The organism is Stenotrophomonas sp. PFBMAA-4, from assembly GCF_030053215.1.
In the GTDB taxonomy this organism is placed as follows: domain Bacteria; phylum Pseudomonadota; class Gammaproteobacteria; order Xanthomonadales; family Xanthomonadaceae; genus Stenotrophomonas.
This window is the reverse complement of record NZ_JASGBW010000039.1, coordinates 26,107-43,389: the sequence shown is the minus strand read 5'-3', so window position 1 is coordinate 43,389 and position 17,283 is coordinate 26,107. Positions and strand designations below refer to the sequence as shown.

Sequence of the window (17,283 nt, the reverse complement as noted above, 5' to 3'; positions counted from 1 at the left end):
GGTCGGCACCCACCCAAGCAGAACGCCGTTCCAGTAGATCCACGCCATGCGTGGATGAAATCCGTCAGATATCGATATTCAAAATTGGATCCGCCCCCGTGCCGACCAACGGTCGGCACCCACCCAAGCAGAACGCCGTTCCAGTAGATCCACGCCATGCGTGGATGAAATCCGTCAGATATCGATAATCAAAATTGGATCCGCCCCCGTGCCGACCAACGGTCGGCACCCACCAAAGCAGAACGCCGTTCCAGCAGATCGCAGAAATCTGTCGAAGGCGGGGTGGGTCCGGTTGAGGGGGCGTGAGCCGCATGGATGCGGCGACCGAGCTTACATGGACGTACTTGCAGCGTCCCCCTCAACCGGACCCACCCCGCCAACCCACGGAATGCAGGCTTTTGAAGTTGAAGTTGATTCTGCAGGTGCAGGGCTGCAAGCCCTGCAAAAAAACCTACCGCCCAAGCACCCGCGCGATCGCTTCGACCAGCAGCTCACCCGTCACCGGCTTGCGCAGGAACCCGCCGATGCCCGCCGCCTCCACCTGCTCCTGCAGGTCAGCATCGGTCCGCGCCGTCACCGCCAGCAGCGGCAGCATGTAGCCCTGGTTGCGCAGGTGCTGGGCCAGCTCGAAACCACTCAGGCCCGGCAGGTCCAGATCCAGCAGGCCAACATCGAAGTCGCCCGCGCTGATCTCGCGCAGCGCCGCCAGCGCGTGGCCCGCATGCACCACCTGGTGCCCGCGTGCGGACAACAGGCCCACCACCACATCGGCCACGGTGGCATCGTCTTCCACCAGCAGGATGCGCAGCGCCGGCATGTTCGCCACTGCGCCCTCACCCAGCACCGCCTCACCCCCCTCGCCCACGCCATCCTGCTGCAGCGGCAGCGGCAGACTCACTTCGAAGCGGGTACCACTGCCCAGCTGGCTCTCCACCCGGATACGGCCCTGCATGGCCTGCGCCAGCTCGCGGCAGATGGCCAGGCCCAGGCCACTGCCACCGTACTGCGCTGCAGTGCGGGCGCCGTCGGCCTGCTCGAAACGGCGGAACAGGCGCTGCTGCTGTTCCTGGCTGATGCCCGGGCCAGTGTCGTGCACCTCGAAGTGCAGGCCACGCGGGCCGTCCTCGCAGCGCGCGTGCAGGGTGATGGTGCCGCGACTGGTGAACTTCACCGCGTTGGACAGCAGGTTCAACAGGATCTGCCGCACCCGCATCGCATCGCCGGTGGCCTGCAGACCCGCCGGCAGCTGGTTGTCCAGCACGAAGCGCAGGCCCTTCTGGGCGGCCAGCGGGCCCATCAACGCGGCCAGGTCCTGCAGCAGGCCGTTCAACGCGAACGGTCGCGACTGCAGCTCCAGCCGCCCCGATTCGATCCGGGCCAGGTCCAGTGCATCGTTCACCAGGTGCAGCAGGTGCTCGCCGGCATGGCGGATCGATTGCGTGTACCCGCGCTGCTGCGGGTCGAGCGACGAGGCCAGCAGCAGTTCGCTCATGCCCAGCACGCCGGTCATCGGCGTGCGGATTTCATGGCCCAGGTTGGCCAGGAACCGGGTCTTGGCAGCCGAAGCCTGCTCGGCCAGTTCCTGCTTGTGCAGGGCCAGCTGATAGGCGTGCTTGCGCTGCAGGCGGCGCCGGTACAACCAGGCGAACCAGCTGGTCAGCAGCAGGCCGATCGAGGCCAGCACCAGCACGCCGGACAGGCTGCGCCACCACGGTGGCTGCACGTGGAACTCCAGGGCTTCCACCCGCGACCAGACGTGGTCGGCCGAACGGGCCTGCACTTCCAGCCGGTACGCGCCCGGCGGCAGGCGCGAGAACAGGCGTTCGCCGCCCGGCCCGACTTCCACCCAGTCCGGGTCGTAGCCGGTCAGCCGGTAGCGGTAACTGTTGGATGCCGAGTCGGCAAAGGACAGCAGGCGCGCGACGATGCGCAGGTCGCGGTCGCCATCGGCGATCTGCAACGGCGTGTCGTGGGTCAGGTCCAGCACCTGTTCGTTGCGGCGCACTTCCACCCGCTCGATCACCAGCGGCGCGCGCCGGGTCGATGGGCGTACCAGCGTGGGATCAAACGCAACCACGCCAGCCGGCGTGCCGGCCACCAGCCGCCCGCTCGCGGTGGCGATCAGCGTGTGGTCGCGGAATTCCTGGCTGGGCAGGCCGTCGTGGACACCGTACAGGCGCACGCTCTGGCCAGAGTCCCCCACCCGCACCAGGCCGCGCGCACCGCTGGCCCAGGCCACGCCCTGCGCATCGACCACCAGGCCGGTCGCGGCAATGGCCGGGTAGCCCTGTTCGCTGCCGATCACCGCCTGCCGCTCCAGCCGCCCGTTGCGCCAGAGGTAGCGCGACAGGCGCCCGTCCTCGGACAACCACACCTGGCCATTGGCGCCGACGTCGATCGCATACACCGGCGTGGCCGGCGCCCCGGGAACCGGCTGGAAGCGCTGCGCATCGGGCTGCCACTGCAGCAGGCCGCGGCTGCTGGCCAGCCAGATCCGGTCCTGCGGCCCACATTCGACATCCATGTTGAGCTGGCCGGCCTGCAGGCCGTCACGCCCGTTTTCCAGCTGCCGGCGCAGGTGGCCGTCCAGGTCACGCTGCTGCAGGCCCGAGGGCAGCATCAGCCACAGGCTGTCGCCGTCGCAGGTCATCATCGCATCGATGTTGCCCTCCATCGTGGCATCGGCGCCGCTTTCCCCGTCCCAGCGCCGCAGCGCGCCACTGCGCGGGTCGTAGCGCAGCAGTGCGTCGGTGGAACCGACCCATACCTGGCCACGTCGATCCTCGCGCACCGAGGTCAGCCAATGCATGCCATTGAGGAAGGTCCGATGCTGTTCGATGTCGCCACTGCGCGGATCGAAACGATCCAGCGCACCGTGGCTGCCAACCGTCCACACCCCGCCATTGGCCGAGGGGCTGGTGCCCAGCACGTAGGCATTGCGCAGCGACGATGGATCGTCCTCCAGCCGCGAGAACACCGAGAACTGCCACCAGCGCGGCAGCAGGTGCCACAGGCCGGCATTGGTGCTGGCCAGCCAGATGCCGCCTTCGCGGTCTTCGTAGGCCCCCGCCCAGTTCGGCCGCACCTGGCCGCGCGCCACCGCGCTGTACAGCGGCACGGTCTGGTACTGGCCATTCACTGCGCGGCCCAGGCCACTGCGGGTGTCCAGCCAGTGCCCGCCCTGCTCATCGCGCAGCATCATGCCCAGCACCTGGTCATCGGCCGGCAACTGCCACGGCGGCGCCTCGAAGTGGCCGTCGGGCCGGCGCACGGTGGCGCCGGCCACGGTGCTGATCCACAGGCTGCCGTCGGGTTCGGCGGTCAGGCCATTGACCAGCTGGCTGGGCAGCATACCGGCCTCGATGCGCTCGAAATCGGTACCGGTCCAGCGCGCGACGCCGTGCTTCGTGCCCACCCACAAGGTGCCGTCGGGCAGGGTCGCCAGGAAGGGGATCGAGGCGGCCGGCACGCTGCGCGGGTTGTCTACTTCGGGCAGGAAGCGCTGCAGGCGGTCACCGCGATCCAGCCGGTACAGGCCACCGCCGTAGGTGCCGAACCAGATGGCGCCGTCCGGCGTCGAGGCCAGGCTCCACACCGTGTTGCTGGCCATCAACGGCTGGCTGCTGCGGTCGTAGAAGCGCAGCTGCCGGCGATCGGCCGACATCCGCACCACGCCGGCATTCTCGGTACCGATCCACAGCTCGTTCTGGGCATCGACCAGCACGGTCCAGATGCGGTTGTCGCGCAGCCCGTCCTCGGAACGCCAGACGCGGTAGTTGCGCCCGTCGTAGCGGGCGAGGCCGTCATTGGTGGCGATCCACAGGTAGCCGTAGCGGTCTTCGGCCATGCGGTTGACGGTGTTGGACGGCAGCCCGTCGAACACGGTCACCTGCCGCGGGGTCGGCGGCACCGGCTGCGCGGCCACGGGCGCCAGCACGCACAGGAGGATCAGCAGCAGCGTCGCTGCCCGCAGATACGCCACCGATTGCCTCCTCACGCTGCCTGTTGATGGACCCCGCGTTGTGCGGCGTCGGCATGGTAAACCGAAAGTCAGGGCATTCACGCCAGCGATTGTCCCGATCAGACGTCTATCTGGCGTTTTGACCGGGCCTGGAGGATTGCTGACACCAGCAGGTCACCGGTCACCGGCTTGCGCAGGAAACCATCGAAGCCGGCGGCAAGTACCTGGGTTTCCGCATAGGCATCGGAACGCGCGGTCACCGCCACCAGGGGCAGCTCGTAGCCCATCGCGCGCAGCTGGCGGGCGATGGCGGTGCCATCCAGCGCGGGCAGGTCCAGGTCGAGCAGGCCGACATCGAAGCCGTCGGTGGCGATCTCCGAAAGCGCACCCAGCCCATGCAGCACGTGCACCACCTGGTGTCCGCGCGCGCGCAGCAGGCCAGCGATGACGTCGGCCACGGTGACATCGTCCTCCACCAGCAGGATGCGCAGGGCGGGCAGCACCGGCACCGCGGCCGCCTCGCTCTGCGGCGACGCCGCCTGGCGCGTCCACGGCAGCGGCACATGCACGCGGAAACGCGCGCCCTTGCCCAGCTGGCTGTCCACGTCGATGTGCCCGCCCATCGCCACGGCCAGTTCCTGGCAGATCGCCAGCCCCAGCCCGCTGCCGCCATAGCGCGAGGCCGTGCGCGGCCCGTCGGCCTGCTCGAAGCGGTGGAACAGCCGGCGCTGCTGCTCGGCATTGATGCCCGGGCCGCTGTCGCTGACCTCGAAAGTGACCGCGCCGCCCCCCTCCTGCAGGTGGGCGCCCAGCCCCACGTAGCCACGCTCGGTGAACTTGATCGCATTGCCAAGCAGGTTCAGCAGGATCTGCCGTATCCGCATTTCATCCCCGCTGACGCAGATCGGCCCGGGCAGCGCGTCCTCGCGCCGGAACGCCAGCTGCCGCTGCTGCGCCATCGGCTGCATCAGCGCCTGCACCTGGTCGAGCAGGCCGTTCAGATCGAACGGACGGATATCCAGCTCCAGCCGCCCGGCCTCGATGCGGGCCAGGTCCAGCGCGTCGTTCACCAGCCGCAGCAGATGGCTGCCGGCCTGCTGGATCGAGCCGGCGTAGCTGCGCTGCACCGGGTCCAGTTCGGTGGCCAGCAACAGCTCGCTCATGCCCAGCACGCCGGTCATCGGCGTGCGCACCTCGTGGCCCAGCGTGGCCAGGAAGCGGCTCTTGGCCTGCGAGGCCTGCTCGGCCAGCTGCTGCTTGTGCACGGTCAGCTGCCACTGCTGGCGCCGCCGCAGGCGCCGGCGGATCGACCACACCGTCACCAGCAGCAACAGCGAACCCAGCATCAGATAACCGAAGATGGCCATGCCACTGCGCCACCACGGTGGCAGCACTTTCACCTGCAGCCGCTGCGAGGCCGTCCACGGCCCGCTGGCGGTGGCGGCCTGCACTTCGATGGAATACAGCCCCGGCGGCAACCGCGACAGCGTGCGCTGGCCATCGCCACCCTGCTCCACCCAGTTCTGGTCGTAGCCGTCGACGCGGAACCGGTAGCGGTTGCCCTGCGGATTGGCATAGGACAGCAGGCGCGCGTCGATCTGCAGGTCGCGATCATCCGGGCCCAGCAGCAGCGTGCCGTCCGCCGGCAACGGCTGCCAGCCACGCGCATCGTCGCGGCGCACGCGTACCTGCGCGATCACCAGCTGCGACGGCGGCAGCACGACATCGGCCGCGTCGGGATCGAAACCGACCAGGCCGGTCTGGGTCACCGCCAGCACGCGGCCGTCGGCGCCGATGGCCGGCGGCCGACCGGTGAACTCGGCATCCGGAAGGCCATCGCGTTCGTTGAACTGCTGCACGCGCCGCGTCTGCGGATCCCAGCGCACCAGGCCACGCGGCGTGGTGGCCCACACGCGTCCATCACGGGCCAGCGCCAGCCCGCCCATGCTGACCGGCGGCATGCCGTAGGTCGCGTCGACGCGCTGGATCAGGCGCAGGCCCAGGCCATCCCACTGGTAGCGTTCGAATGCGCCCTGCCTGGCCAGCCACAGCTGCTGCGGGTCGATCCAGACCAGGTCGTAGATCTGCCCCTGCGACACGCCGGGCACGGCCACGAAGCGCTCGGCCTGCTCGCGCCAGATTCCCATCGCGCCGACCAGCCAGGCCTGCCCGCGCGCATCGAAGCGGATCTGCTCCACCGGCGCATCGCCTTCGCCGCGCAGCGCCGCCAACTCGAAGGTCCGCAGCACCCGGCCATCGGCCGCACGCTGCTGCAGGCCCATGTTCATCACCGATATCCAGACCGTGCCGTCCGGGGCCTGGCGCATCAGGTCGATGCGCTGGCGCAGGTCGGCGCCACCGGCGATGGGCCAGTCGCGCAGCGTGCGTCGGGCCGGGTTGTAGACACTGAGGCGTCCGGCGCGGCCCAGCCACAGCTGGCCATCCGGGCGCGGCAGCACCGACCATACCGCGCCGCTGCCCAGTTCGCGGTCGCTGGCCAGCAGGCTCAGCGTGCCCTGTGCGTTGATCTGGTAGACGCCGTGGGCCGAGCCGACGAAGTAGTTGCGGCCATCGCTGGCCGCGCTCAGCAGGTACTGGCTGTCCAGCGGGCGTCCATCCAGCTGGTACCACGTGGAAAAACGCCGCCAGTCCGGCGGCAGGTAGGCCAGGCCCTGGGTCAACAGCGCAACCCACATGCCCCCTTCATGATCCTGCAGCAGATCCAGCACGCCGCTGTGGCTGGTCAGGAAGCCACTGCCGCGATCGCCCTCCAGCCGCCGCAGCTGGCTCGCATCACCGCGCAGCAGGCCGTCGGAAGTGCCGGCCCAGTAGCCCCCCTGGCGATCGGCCAGCACCATCGCCGAACGCAGCTGGGCGCTGTCGGCCCAGCGGGGCCGGCTCACCCGGTCCTGCGCATCGATCCGGTACAGGCCATCGTTCTGCGTGCCGATCCAGATCGCGCCCTCGGCATCACGGCTCAACCGCAGCACGCTCACCGCGCCCAGTTCACGCGCGGCAACCGCCTCGAATGCCGTGCCGTTCCAGCGCGCCAGGCCCGCTTCGGTGCCCAGCCACAGGCGGCCCTGCGCGTCGACCAGGCTGCTGTAGATGGTGTCGCTGGGCAGCCCACCCGGTGCCTGCCGGAAGAAACGCAGGCTGCCGTCCTCGCCGAAACGGCAGACCCCGTGCGTGCTGCTGCCGACCCACAGTGCCTCTTCGGCATAGGCCAGCGTCCAGACCTGGCCCTGGCATTCGTTGTTGAGTGCGTCGAAGGAAATGAAGCGCTCGCGGTCCGCATCCAGCCGGGCCACGCCCTTGCCGTTGATGCCGACCCAGACGCGGTCGAGCGGATCGACCAGCAGCGTCTCGATTTCGTTGCCGGGCAGCGAGCCGGGCTGTTCCGGATCGTGCTGCCAGACCCGCAGGGTGCCGCCGTCATAGCGCGCCAGGCCACCGTCGGTGGCGGCCCAGATGTGCCCGCTGCGGTCTTCGGCCAAGGCAAGGACCATGCGCGACGGCAAGCCTTCGGCCGCACCGAATCGGCGCAGGCGCGGTGTTTCACCTGCCATGTCGAAGGTCGCCGCCGAGGTGGCCAACGCCATCAGCAACAGACCTGCCCCCGCGATGCACCGCCAGTACCGGCGCCAGCCGCTCTTCATCCTGAACCCCCTGTCCTGCGCCGATTGTCACACAGGGCCGGGGTCATCGCTGCAACAGGCTGTTTCCAGCGGCATTGCCACCACGAACTGTTGCAGCCGTGCACACAGCGCAGTGCAGGGCCTGTGCGTATGATCGAGGCACCTTTCCGCCGAGCCCTGCCGATGCGTTCCTGCCTGGCCCTGCTGCCCCTGCTGCTTGCCGCCGCCCCGGCGTGGGCGGGCAACGATGCCTGGCGCATCGACCCGGTGCATACCCGCGTGTTGTTCGCCATCGACCATGCCGGCTATTCGCAGGCGATGGGCACGATTTCCGGCAGTGCGGGACAGCTGCGGTTCGATCCCGACAACTGGCGGGAGGCGACTCTGGACGTTGAGATCCCCGTGTCGCGATTGGACCTGGGTGATGCCAAGTGGAACCAGGCCACCCTCGCCCGCAGCCTGCTCGATGGCGAACGCTTCCCCACCGCGCGCTTCGTTTCCACCCACGTCGAGCCGGTCGACGAGAAGCATGCGCAGGTCGCCGGCACCTTGACCCTGCGCGGGGTCAGCCAGCCGGTGGTGCTCAATGTCACTCTCAACGCGGTCAAGCGCTATCCGCTGCCACCGTTCCGCCGCACCGTCGGCTTTTCCGCCACCACCACATTGAGCCGGCGTGCCTTCGGCATCACCGCGTGGCCGGGCGTCATCGGCGATGCCGTACAGGTGAGGATCGAGGCAGAAGCCGCGTTCGACCGCAGCGATGCGCCGGGAACTCCCGCCCCTGATTCCCACTCCGACAGCACGACGGCCCCCAAGGATCCCCGATGACCGCCAAGAACACTCCCGCCGCCTGGGGCAGTGTCAGCCAGACCCTGCACTGGCTGATCGCCCTGCTGATCCTTGCCCTGGGCATCGTCGGCCTGACCATGGGTGAACTGCCCAAGACGCCGAAATATTTCTGGGTCTATACCGCGCACAAGTCCATCGGCATCACCGTGCTGGCACTGGTGCTGTTCCGCCTCGGCTGGCGCCTGTATGCCGGTGCGCCGAAGCCGGTGCCGGGCGTGCCCAGCTGGCAGGAACGCATCGCCAGCGCTACCCACGTGCTGCTGTACGTGCTGATGTTCGCCATTCCGCTGTCCGGCTGGCTGTATGACTCGGCCAGCGGCCTGCGCCCGTTCCGCTGGTTCGGCCTGGTCGACGTTCCCAAGCTGAGCGGCCCCGACCCGCAGACCGTCGCGGTGTCCCATGCCATCCACGAATACGGTTTCTGGCTGTTGATCGCGGTGGTGCTGGCCCATGCCGGCGCTGCCTTCTACCACCACCTGTTCCAGCGTGATGCCACCCTCTCGCGGATGTTGCCGCGCGGCTGGCTCGCCTCCCCCCAGAAGGACTGACCGATGACCCTGAAACTGACCACCCCGGCCGCCGTGGCCGCCGCCCTGGCCGGCATGCTGGCCACCGCCCCGGTGCTGGCCGCCGATTACGCCCAGGCCCCCGGCGCCGGCTCGATCCTGGTGTTCGCCACCAAGTACGACGGCGAAGTGTTCACCGGCAGCTTCCCGGGCTTTGCCACCAAGCTCAGCTTCGACCCGGCCAACCCGGCTGCTGGTTCGCTGGACGTGGTGATCCCGCTGGCCGGCGCCAAGAGCGGCAACAGCGACCGTGACTCGACCCTGCAGGGCGCCGATTTCTTCAATGTCGGCAAGTTCGCCACCGCGCACTACACCGCCAAGGGCTTCCGCGCCGTCGGCAACGACCAGTACGCCGCCGACGGCACGCTGGAACTGCGCGGCGTCAGCAAGCCGGTCACCCTCACCTTCACCTGGAAGCCGGGCACGCAGCCGGTGCTGACCGGCAAGGCGACGGTCAAGCGCCTGGACTTCGGCGTGGGCGGCGGCGACTGGGCCGACACCAAGACCATCCCGGACGAGACCTCGATCAGCACGATCGTCAAGTTCGACGCGAAATAACACGGGCCTGCCGCCGGGCATGGCCCGGCGCTACCTTGGAACGTTGATGTTGGGTAGCGCCGGGCCATGCCCGGCGGATTCACCCCGCAGCCAGCCAGGCCTGCACGCCGGCCGCATCGAACGGCCAGTCCAGCTCGCGGTCACCGGCCTCGTCGCGCAGCACCGGCACCCGCGCGCCATAGCGCGCCTCCAGCCCGGGCTGGTCGTCCAGGAACACCGAATCGAACTCCGGCGCCCTTGCCTTGGCCAGCTCGGCCAAGGCCATGTCGCAGAGGTGGCAATCATCACGCTGGAACAGGGTCAACACCGGTCCGGCCCCCTTGGCGGAAATGCTGCGCCGCAGCCATGGCGGGCGGCATGAACCGCTAGAATAGCGGTCTCTTCCGGTACCCGCAGTACGGCAACCATGGCTGTCAGCACGTTCGACGTTTTCAAGATCGGCATTGGCCCGAGCTCCTCGCACACCGTCGGGCCGATGAAGGCCGCCGAGCGCTTCATCCACCGCTGGCTGCTCGACCCGGGCCGGTTGCACGAAGTGGCGCGCATCCGCGCCGACGTCTACGGTTCGCTGGCACTGACCGGCCGCGGCCACGGTACCGACAAGGCGATCCTGCTCGGCCTGGAAGGCCAGCGCCCGAACCTGATCGACCCGGACATCATCCCGGCCACCCTGGAACGCATCCGCAGCAGCAAGCGCATCCAGCTGATGGGCCAGCACGAGATCGCCTTCGACGAGAAGCGCGACCTCGGCATGAACAAGCGCCAGAAGCTGCCGTACCACACCAACGGCATGCGCTTCACCGCCTACAACGCCGAAGACGAAGTGATCGCCACCCGCGATTACTACTCGGTCGGTGGCGGCTTCGTGGTCAACCAGGACGATGCGGCCGATGATCGCATCGTGCCCGATGAAACCCCGCTGCCCTACCCGTTCAAGAGCGGCGATGAACTGCTGGCGCAGACCGCGCGCAGTGGCCTGAGCATCGCCCAGCTGATGTTCGAGAACGAAAAGTGCTGGCGCAGCGAGGACGAGATCCGCGCCCAGCTGCGCGAGATCTGGAGCGCGATGCAGTCATGCGTGGCGCGCGGCATCCGCGAGGAAGGCGTGTTGCCGGGCGGCCTGAAGGTCGGCCGTCGTGCACCGGCGCTGTACCGCGAGCTGTCGTCCAAGCCCGAAGCCGCCATGCGCGACCCGCTGACCACGCTGGACTGGGTCAACCTGTACGCACTGGCGGTGAACGAGGAGAACGCTGCCGGTGGCCGCGTGGTCACCGCGCCGACCAACGGCGCGGCCGGCGTGCTGCCGGCGGTGCTGCACTATTTCGACCGCTTCTGCCCGGGCGCGAACGAACAGCGCGTGTTCGACTTCCTGCTGACCTCGGCAGCGATCGGCATCCTGTACAAGGAAAACGCCTCGATTTCCGGCGCCGAAGTCGGCTGCCAGGGCGAAGTGGGCGTGGCCTGTTCGATGGCCGCCGGCGGCCTCGTCGCAGCGTTGGGCGGCAACCCCAGCCAGATCGAGAACGCCGCTGAGATCGGGATGGAGCACAACCTGGGGCTGACCTGCGACCCGATCGGCGGGCTGGTGCAGATTCCGTGCATCGAGCGCAATGCGATGGGTGCGGTGAAGGCGATCAATGCCTCGCGCATGGCCATGCGTGGCGACGGCAAGCACAAGGTCTCGCTGGACAAGGTCATCAAGACCATGCGCGATACCGGCCGCGACATGCAGGACAAGTACAAGGAAACCAGCCGTGGTGGCCTGGCGGTGAACGTCATCGAGTGCTGAGGGGTAGCGCCGCGGGCTGGGTTCGGGCCCTCGGTAGAGTCGACTGTCAGTCGACTATCGCGCGCAGCGCGGGAATTCCGCGCGTTGTTCGAGGGTAGTCGACCAGCGGTCGACTCTACCTCATGGGGCGACACCGTCACGGTGTTCCGGTTAGGCTCGGGGCTCCCCTGCTTCGGACTGTCCCATGCGCGTGATCGCTGCCGCCCTGCTTGCCTGCCTGCCCCTTTCCGCGCTGGCTGCGCCAACCTACGGCCCGCGCCTGGAAGGCTTCGATTACGGCTACCCGTTGAAGACCTTCGCCCTGCAGTCGCAGGGCCAGCCGCTGGAAATGACCTACCTGGACGTCACGCCGAAGAAGAAGGCGATCGGCGTGGTCGTGCTGCTGCACGGCAAGAATTTCTGCGCGGCCACCTGGCAGCAGACCATCGCGCCGCTGGTGGCCGCCGGTTACCGGGTGATCGCTCCGGACCAGATCGGCTTCTGCAAGGCCAGCAAGCCTGAGCGCTACCAGTATTCGTTCGGCCAGCTGGCCGCCAACACCCACGCGCTGCTGCAGCAGCTGCAGCTGGGTGACCAGCCGGTGCACATGGTCGGCCACTCGATGGGCGGCATGCTCGCCATCCGCTACGCGCTGATGTACCCGCAGGACCTGCGCAGCCTGTCGCTGGTCAATCCGATCGGCCTGGAAGACTGGAAGGCACTGGGCGTGCCGTGGCGCAGCGTCGATGAGTGGTATGCCGGCGAACTGAAAACCAGCTATGACAGCATCCGACGCTACCAGCTGGACGTGTACTACGACGGCCAGTGGAAGCCCGCCTATGAACAGTGGGCGCGCATGCAGTCAGGCATGTACGAAGGCGCCGGCAAGCAGGCGGTGGCGTGGAGCCAGGCGCTGACCTCGGACATGGTGTTCAACCAGCCCGTGGTCTACGAACTGAAGCACCTGCAGGTGCCGACCGCGTTGTTCATCGGCCAGAAGGACCGCACCGCGATCGGCCGCGACCGCGCCTCACCGGAACTGAAGGCTACGCTGGGTGACTACCCTGCGCTGGGCAAGGCGGCGGCCGCTGCCATTCCCAACGCGACCCTGGTCGAATTCGCCGGGCTGGGGCATTCGCCGCAGGTGCAGGATCCCAAGCAGTTCAACGCCGCGCTGTTGAAGGTGTTGAAGACCCGTTGACCTGCCGGGTTCCCGTTGTAGAGCCGAGCCCATGCTCGGCTCATCGCGCAGGACCGGCAACGTCAAGCGCAGCCGAGCATGGGCTCGGCTCTACGAAGGTGCAGATCTACGGGCGGTAGCGCCGGGCCATGCCCAGCGAGCGCAGCGGCAGGCCGTCAACCGGCAATGCGCAGCACATCATCCAACAGTGCTGCGGCGGTCACTTCCGCACCCGCACCCGGGCCCTGGATCAGCAGTGGCTGCTGGCGATAGCGGTCGCTGTGGATGGCCACGCGGTTGTCGGTGCCCGCACCCTGCGCCAGTGGATGATCGGCCGGCAGTTCGCGCAGTCCGACCTGCGCCCCCTCGGCATCGACACGGCCGACGAAGCGCAGCACGCGGCCCTGAGCGTGCGCCTGCTGCCAACGCGCCTGGAGCGGCGCATCCAGCTGCTCCAGCGCGGCCAGCGCCTCACCCAGCGGCAATGCCGCCAGCGCCGCCGGCACCAGTGAATCCACCTGCACCTGCGCCGCATCCAGCGCCAGCCCGCTGCTGCGGGCCAGGATCAACAGCTTGCGCCGCACATCCTCGCCAGACAGATCCACGCGCGGATCGGGCTCGGTGTAACCGGCCTCCAGCGCTTCGCGCACTGCCACCGAGAACGGCGAACGGCCGTCGTAGCGATGGAACAGCCAGGCCAGCGACCCGGACAGCACGCCTTCGATGGCATGGATGTGGTCACCGCCGGCCACCAGCGCGCGCAGGCTGCTCAACAACGGCAGGCCGGCACCCACCGTGGCACTGTCACCGTAGCGCGCACCGCTGTCGGCACAGCTTTCGGCGATGGCCTGTGCGCGTGCCAGCTGCGCGCCGCGGCCCAGCTTGTTGGCCGTCACCACGTGCACGCCGCGGGCCAGCCACTGCACGTGGCGTGCGGCCACGTCCTCGCTGGCGGTGGCATCCACCACCACGTCGCCGCGCTCCAGGCCCTCGGTGCTGGCCCACGGCGGCGAGCTCTGCCCATCGCGCGGCGCGCGCCGGGCCAGTTCCAGCGGCAGCGCGAGGTCACGGTCGATCGCCAGCGCCGTGCGCGAGTTGGCCAGCCACTGCACGCTGGGCAGGTCCAGCCCACGTGCCTGCAATGCCTGGTAGCGCTGCACGAAGGCCGTGCCCACCGTGCCGGTGCCGAGCAGGGCCAAGCGGCCACCGCCGAGCGCGGGAATATCTGCGGCCAGCGCGCTCATGCATCCACCACCTGTTTGCGACGCACCGCCGCGCCGATCGCTGCTTCGGCGCGCTGCAGCGCGGCGTCGAGATCGGCCAGCAGGTCACGCTCGGCTTCGATGCCCACCGACAGGCGCAGCAGGCCTTCGCTGATGCCGGCGGCGGCACGTGCCTCGGCGGTCATCGCCGCATGGGTCATGGTGGCCGGGTGCGCGATCAGGCTTTCAACGCCGCCCAGCGATTCGGCCAGGGTGAAGCAGCGCAGGCCGTCGACGAAGGCGCGCACTGCGGCATGCGGATCTTCGCCTTCGCAGTCGGCCAGTTCGAAGGAGAGCATGGCGCCGAAACCGCTCTGCTGGCGCGCGGCGATGGCATGGCCGGGGTGGTCGGCCAGGCCCGGGTAATAGACGCGGGCCACCGCCGGATGTGCATCCAGCAGGGCGACGATCGAAGCGGTGTTTTCCTGGTGCACGCGCAGGCGCGCATCCAGCGTGCGCAGGCCGCGCAGCGTCAGGAAGGCATCGAACGGCGAACCGGTCAGGCCCAGCGCATTGCCCCACCACACCAGCTGCTCGTGCACCCCCGGGTCACGCGCGATCACCGCGCCGCCGACCACGTCGCTGTGGCCGTTGATGTACTTGGTGGTCGAATGCAGCACCACGTCGGCACCGAACGACAGCGGCTGCTGCAGGGCCGGCGACAGGAAGGTGTTGTCCACCACGACAAGCGCACCGGCCTTGTGCGCGGCATCGATGACGAAGCGCAGGTCGGTGATGCGCAGCAGCGGGTTGGACGGCGTTTCCACCAGCACCAGCTTCGGCTGGCTGGCCAGCGCCTGGGCCAGCGCGCGCGGGTCGGTCAGGTCGGCGGTGACCAGGGTGAAGTGGCCCTTCTTGGCCAGTGCATTGAACAGGCGCCAGCTGCCGCCGTAGGCATCGTGCGGCACCACCAGGGTATCGCCCGGCTCCAGCAGTGCGTTCAGCACCAAGTTGATGGCGCCCATGCCGGTGGCGGTGATGACACCACCAGCGCCGCCTTCCAGTTCGGCCAGTGCTTCGCCCAGCAGGTCGCGGGTCGGGTTGCCGCTGCGCGTGTAGTCGTACTGCCGCTTGTTGCCGAAGCCATCGAAACTGAAGTTCGACGACAGCACGATCGGCGGGGTGACCGCACCGTGGGCGGTGTCGCGGTCGATGCCGGCGCGGACGGCGGCAGTGGTGCGGCTACAGGACGGCTCGTTGGCGTACAGGCTCATGCGGACTCTCCAGAAGTGCGGAAGGCGGTAGCGAGGATCGCATCGATGCGATCGGTTTCTTTGAGGAAGGCGTCGTGGCCGTAGGGCGAGCGCAGCACGCGCAGGCTGCCGCGCGGGCCCAGCCCTTCGACCAGGCCGACCAGGTCGGCCAGCGGCACCAGGCGGTCGCCTTCCACCGCCACCACCACGGTGGGCGGCAGGATGGCGGCGGGGTCCACGCGGTGCAGGTCGATCGATTCGGACAGGCGCAGGTAGGCGGTCACCGGCGTGCGCGCGACGTACTGCGCGCCGGCGGCATCGAGGTAGTCTTCGGCGGCCACGCGCACGCGGCCGTTGACCACTTCCGGCGCCGCATCGAAGCGCTCGCCGAATTCTTCCGGGGTGCGGTAGCTGAGCATGGCGAACTGGCGGGCCAGCGCCAGGCCATGGTCCTCGCCACATTGCAGCTGGCCCAGCGCAACCGCACGGCGCTGCAGGGCGCGCCAGGCGGCGGCATACGGATGCGGGCGGTGCGCACCGCTGGCCAGGACCAGCTGGCGCACGCGGCGGCGGTGGCGGATCGCGAACTGCTGGCCGACCAGCGCGCCATAGGAGTAGCCGACGAAGGCCTTCAGCACGCCGATGCCGAGATGATCGAGCAGCAGCGCCAGCGCATCGGCCTGGTCGGCGGTGTCGATCGGCACGTCCAGCGCGCCATCTGCACCGATGAAATCGAAGGCCAGCACGCGCAGCTGCTGCGGATCCAGCGCGCGGCCGCTGCCGACCAGGCCTTCGGCCCAGCCCTTTTCGCTGAACTGTGCATTGGAGGCGACATGGCGGTGGGCGGAAATGCCGCCGGCCAGCACCACCACCGGCGCGTTGGCCGGCCCCACCCACTCGTAGCGCAGGCGCACCGGGCTGGCCCCGGCGTGGCGCATCGACAGCACGGCAGCGAACTCGCCGCGCTCGGCGTGCACGCGGTCATCGACCGGCACGCTGACAGGGACAAAGGATTCGGGGCGGGCGGCAGTGCTGGGGGCGAAGCTCATGGCGGGATCCGTGTGGGAAATCGGCCATCGAGCCTTCGCGGGGCTCGCGTTCGAGATGCACGTACGGTGCATGGTTCGAACCATCTTTCGGTGGACGCCACGGTCCCCGCAGGATTTGGCACCTACGCGGACGCTTTCGCGCCTGCGGGCTGCCCCGGCTTCAAAGGGCCTGTCCCTCTGCCGGTCTCGATGGTGGAGCCACGATGCCAGCCCTTTCCGGACCTGTCAATCCCTTCATACGGATAAAGCGATGGAATAAATGAACCGCCGTTCCGGGAACTGCGCCCGATCCCCGCGTTCAGGATCCGCTACAGTCGCCAGCGCCCTTTCCGCTGGATCCGTCGATGCCCCGCCTGCCCCTGTCCTGCCTGCTGCTGTGCCTGCTGGCCAGCGCAACCGTCCACGCCAGCGACTGGCGCCAGGGCTGGGGCCTGGTGCCGAAGGCGGGTGCGGCCGCGGCCGGTGACGATGCCCCGCAGGCCGCGCCGACCACCCGGCTGCAGCTGCAGGCGATGGGCGGGCAATGGCAGGCGCGCATCGACAACCCGTTGGCAGGCCCGGTGCAGATCGAGCTGCGGCCGGCGCCCGGCGGCGCCATCGAAGGCCTGCCGCTGCGTTCGCTGATACAGGGCGGTGGCAGCCTGGTGGTCGGCCACCTGCCGGCCCCGGCCGATGGCCGCAGCCTGGAGGTGCGCCTGCAGTCGGTGCCGGGCAACCCCGCCGCACGGGCCGAGGACGTGGCCTACCGGCTGCCCTTCCAGGCGCCACGGCTGCGCGTGGACCAGGCCCCGAACGGACGCTTCAGCCACCAGGACGAAGAGAACCGCGACGCGGTGGATTTCGCCCTGCCCGAGGCCACCCTGGTGATGGCTGCGCGCGAGGGCACGGTCATGCAGGTGCAGGATGGCTTCAAGGCCAACGGCCAGGACCGCGAGCGCGATGCCGGCCGTGCCAATTTCATCCGCATCCTGCACAGCGACGGCAGCATGGCGCTGTACGGCCACCTGCAGGCGGGCGGCATGCGCGTGCGTCCCGGCCAGGCGGTGCAGGCCGGGCAGCCGATCGGGTTGTCCGGCAACAGTGGCTACAGCACCGCGCCGCACCTGCACTTCGTGGTCCAGGTCAACCGCGGCATGGGCCTGCGCTCGGTGCCGGTGCATATTTTCACCGCGCAGGGCCAGCTGCAGTTCGCCCGCCAGGGCGAAGCCGAAGGCGGCACCGGGCGCTGACCGGCCCCGGCCGGTATAATCGGGCGCTTA

12 protein-coding genes and 1 riboswitch are annotated in these 17,283 nt (G+C 69.1%); of the genes, 6 read left to right on the top strand and 6 right to left on the bottom strand.

The window, feature by feature from the left end; all coding sequences use genetic code 11:
• Positions 1-451 precede the first annotated feature (451 nt).
• Together QMZ26_RS19130 and QMZ26_RS19125 are read right to left on the bottom strand one after the other, a co-directional pair.
• The gene (locus tag QMZ26_RS19130) at positions 452-3,982 is read right to left on the bottom strand and encodes a hybrid sensor histidine kinase/response regulator (protein ID WP_283222368.1); all 3,531 of its coding nucleotides are present in this window, start codon (positions 3,980-3,982) and stop codon (positions 452-454) included.
• A 98-nt stretch (positions 3,983-4,080) separates the two neighbouring features.
• Complete coding sequence (locus tag QMZ26_RS19125) at positions 4,081-7,620, bottom strand: ATP-binding protein (protein ID WP_200734008.1); 3,540 nt, start codon at positions 7,618-7,620, stop codon at positions 4,081-4,083.
• 162 nt (positions 7,621-7,782) lie between these two features.
• On the opposite strand from QMZ26_RS19125, the gene QMZ26_RS19120 reads away from it, so the two are divergent.
• Genes QMZ26_RS19120 through QMZ26_RS19110 form a run of 3 tightly spaced genes read left to right on the top strand, consistent with a single transcriptional unit; the run spans position 7,783 to position 9,572 of the window.
• Positions 7,783-8,427, top strand: coding sequence for a YceI family protein (locus tag QMZ26_RS19120; protein ID WP_283222367.1), 645 nt, complete (start codon positions 7,783-7,785; stop codon positions 8,425-8,427).
• On the top strand, positions 8,424-8,996 hold the full coding sequence (locus tag QMZ26_RS19115; protein ID WP_079222815.1) for a cytochrome b: 573 nt from the start codon (positions 8,424-8,426) through the stop codon (positions 8,994-8,996). The genes QMZ26_RS19120 and QMZ26_RS19115 overlap by 4 nt, the downstream gene beginning before the upstream one ends.
• Positions 8,997-8,999: 3 nt before the next feature.
• The gene (locus QMZ26_RS19110) at positions 9,000-9,572 is read left to right on the top strand and encodes a YceI family protein (RefSeq protein WP_079222816.1); all 573 of its coding nucleotides are present in this window, start codon (positions 9,000-9,002) and stop codon (positions 9,570-9,572) included.
• Between the two features lie 79 nt (positions 9,573-9,651).
• On the opposite strand, the gene QMZ26_RS19105 is transcribed toward QMZ26_RS19110, so the two are convergent.
• Complete coding sequence (locus tag QMZ26_RS19105; RefSeq protein ID WP_108758001.1) at positions 9,652-9,879, bottom strand: glutaredoxin family protein; 228 nt, start codon at positions 9,877-9,879, stop codon at positions 9,652-9,654.
• A gap of 99 nt (positions 9,880-9,978) precedes the next feature.
• Here QMZ26_RS19105 and QMZ26_RS19100 point away from each other — a divergent pair, with 99 nt between their 5' ends.
• Together QMZ26_RS19100 and QMZ26_RS19095 are read left to right on the top strand one after the other, a co-directional pair.
• Positions 9,979-11,361: an L-serine ammonia-lyase gene (locus tag QMZ26_RS19100; protein ID WP_010482751.1), complete on the top strand. Its 1,383-nt coding sequence runs from the start codon at positions 9,979-9,981 to the stop codon at positions 11,359-11,361.
• A 184-nt stretch (positions 11,362-11,545) separates the two neighbouring features.
• Positions 11,546-12,541, top strand: coding sequence for an alpha/beta hydrolase (locus QMZ26_RS19095; protein WP_283222366.1), 996 nt, complete (start codon positions 11,546-11,548; stop codon positions 12,539-12,541).
• 155 nt (positions 12,542-12,696) lie between these two features.
• On the opposite strand, the gene QMZ26_RS19090 is transcribed toward QMZ26_RS19095, so the two are convergent.
• From QMZ26_RS19090 to QMZ26_RS19080, 3 genes are read right to left on the bottom strand one after another with little or no spacing between them, the layout of a single operon-like run.
• Positions 12,697-13,764 (bottom strand): homoserine dehydrogenase, encoded by a 1,068-nt coding sequence (locus QMZ26_RS19090; protein WP_200734011.1) that lies wholly within the window; start codon positions 13,762-13,764, stop codon positions 12,697-12,699.
• Positions 13,761-14,996: an O-succinylhomoserine (thiol)-lyase gene (locus tag QMZ26_RS19085; RefSeq protein ID WP_283222365.1), complete on the bottom strand. Its 1,236-nt coding sequence runs from the start codon at positions 14,994-14,996 to the stop codon at positions 13,761-13,763. The genes QMZ26_RS19090 and QMZ26_RS19085 overlap by 4 nt, the downstream gene beginning before the upstream one ends.
• The gene (locus QMZ26_RS19080) at positions 14,993-16,024 is read right to left on the bottom strand and encodes a homoserine O-succinyltransferase (protein ID WP_200734013.1); all 1,032 of its coding nucleotides are present in this window, start codon (positions 16,022-16,024) and stop codon (positions 14,993-14,995) included. The genes QMZ26_RS19085 and QMZ26_RS19080 overlap by 4 nt, the downstream gene beginning before the upstream one ends.
• A gap of 77 nt (positions 16,025-16,101) precedes the next feature.
• A riboswitch (SAM riboswitch) is annotated at positions 16,102-16,220 on the bottom strand.
• A gap of 148 nt (positions 16,221-16,368) precedes the next feature.
• Here QMZ26_RS19080 and QMZ26_RS19075 point away from each other — a divergent pair.
• A complete protein-coding gene (locus QMZ26_RS19075; RefSeq protein ID WP_283222364.1) occupies positions 16,369-17,253 on the top strand; it encodes a M23 family metallopeptidase in 885 nt (294 codons plus the stop codon).
• The last annotated feature ends 30 nt before the right edge of the window (positions 17,254-17,283 follow it).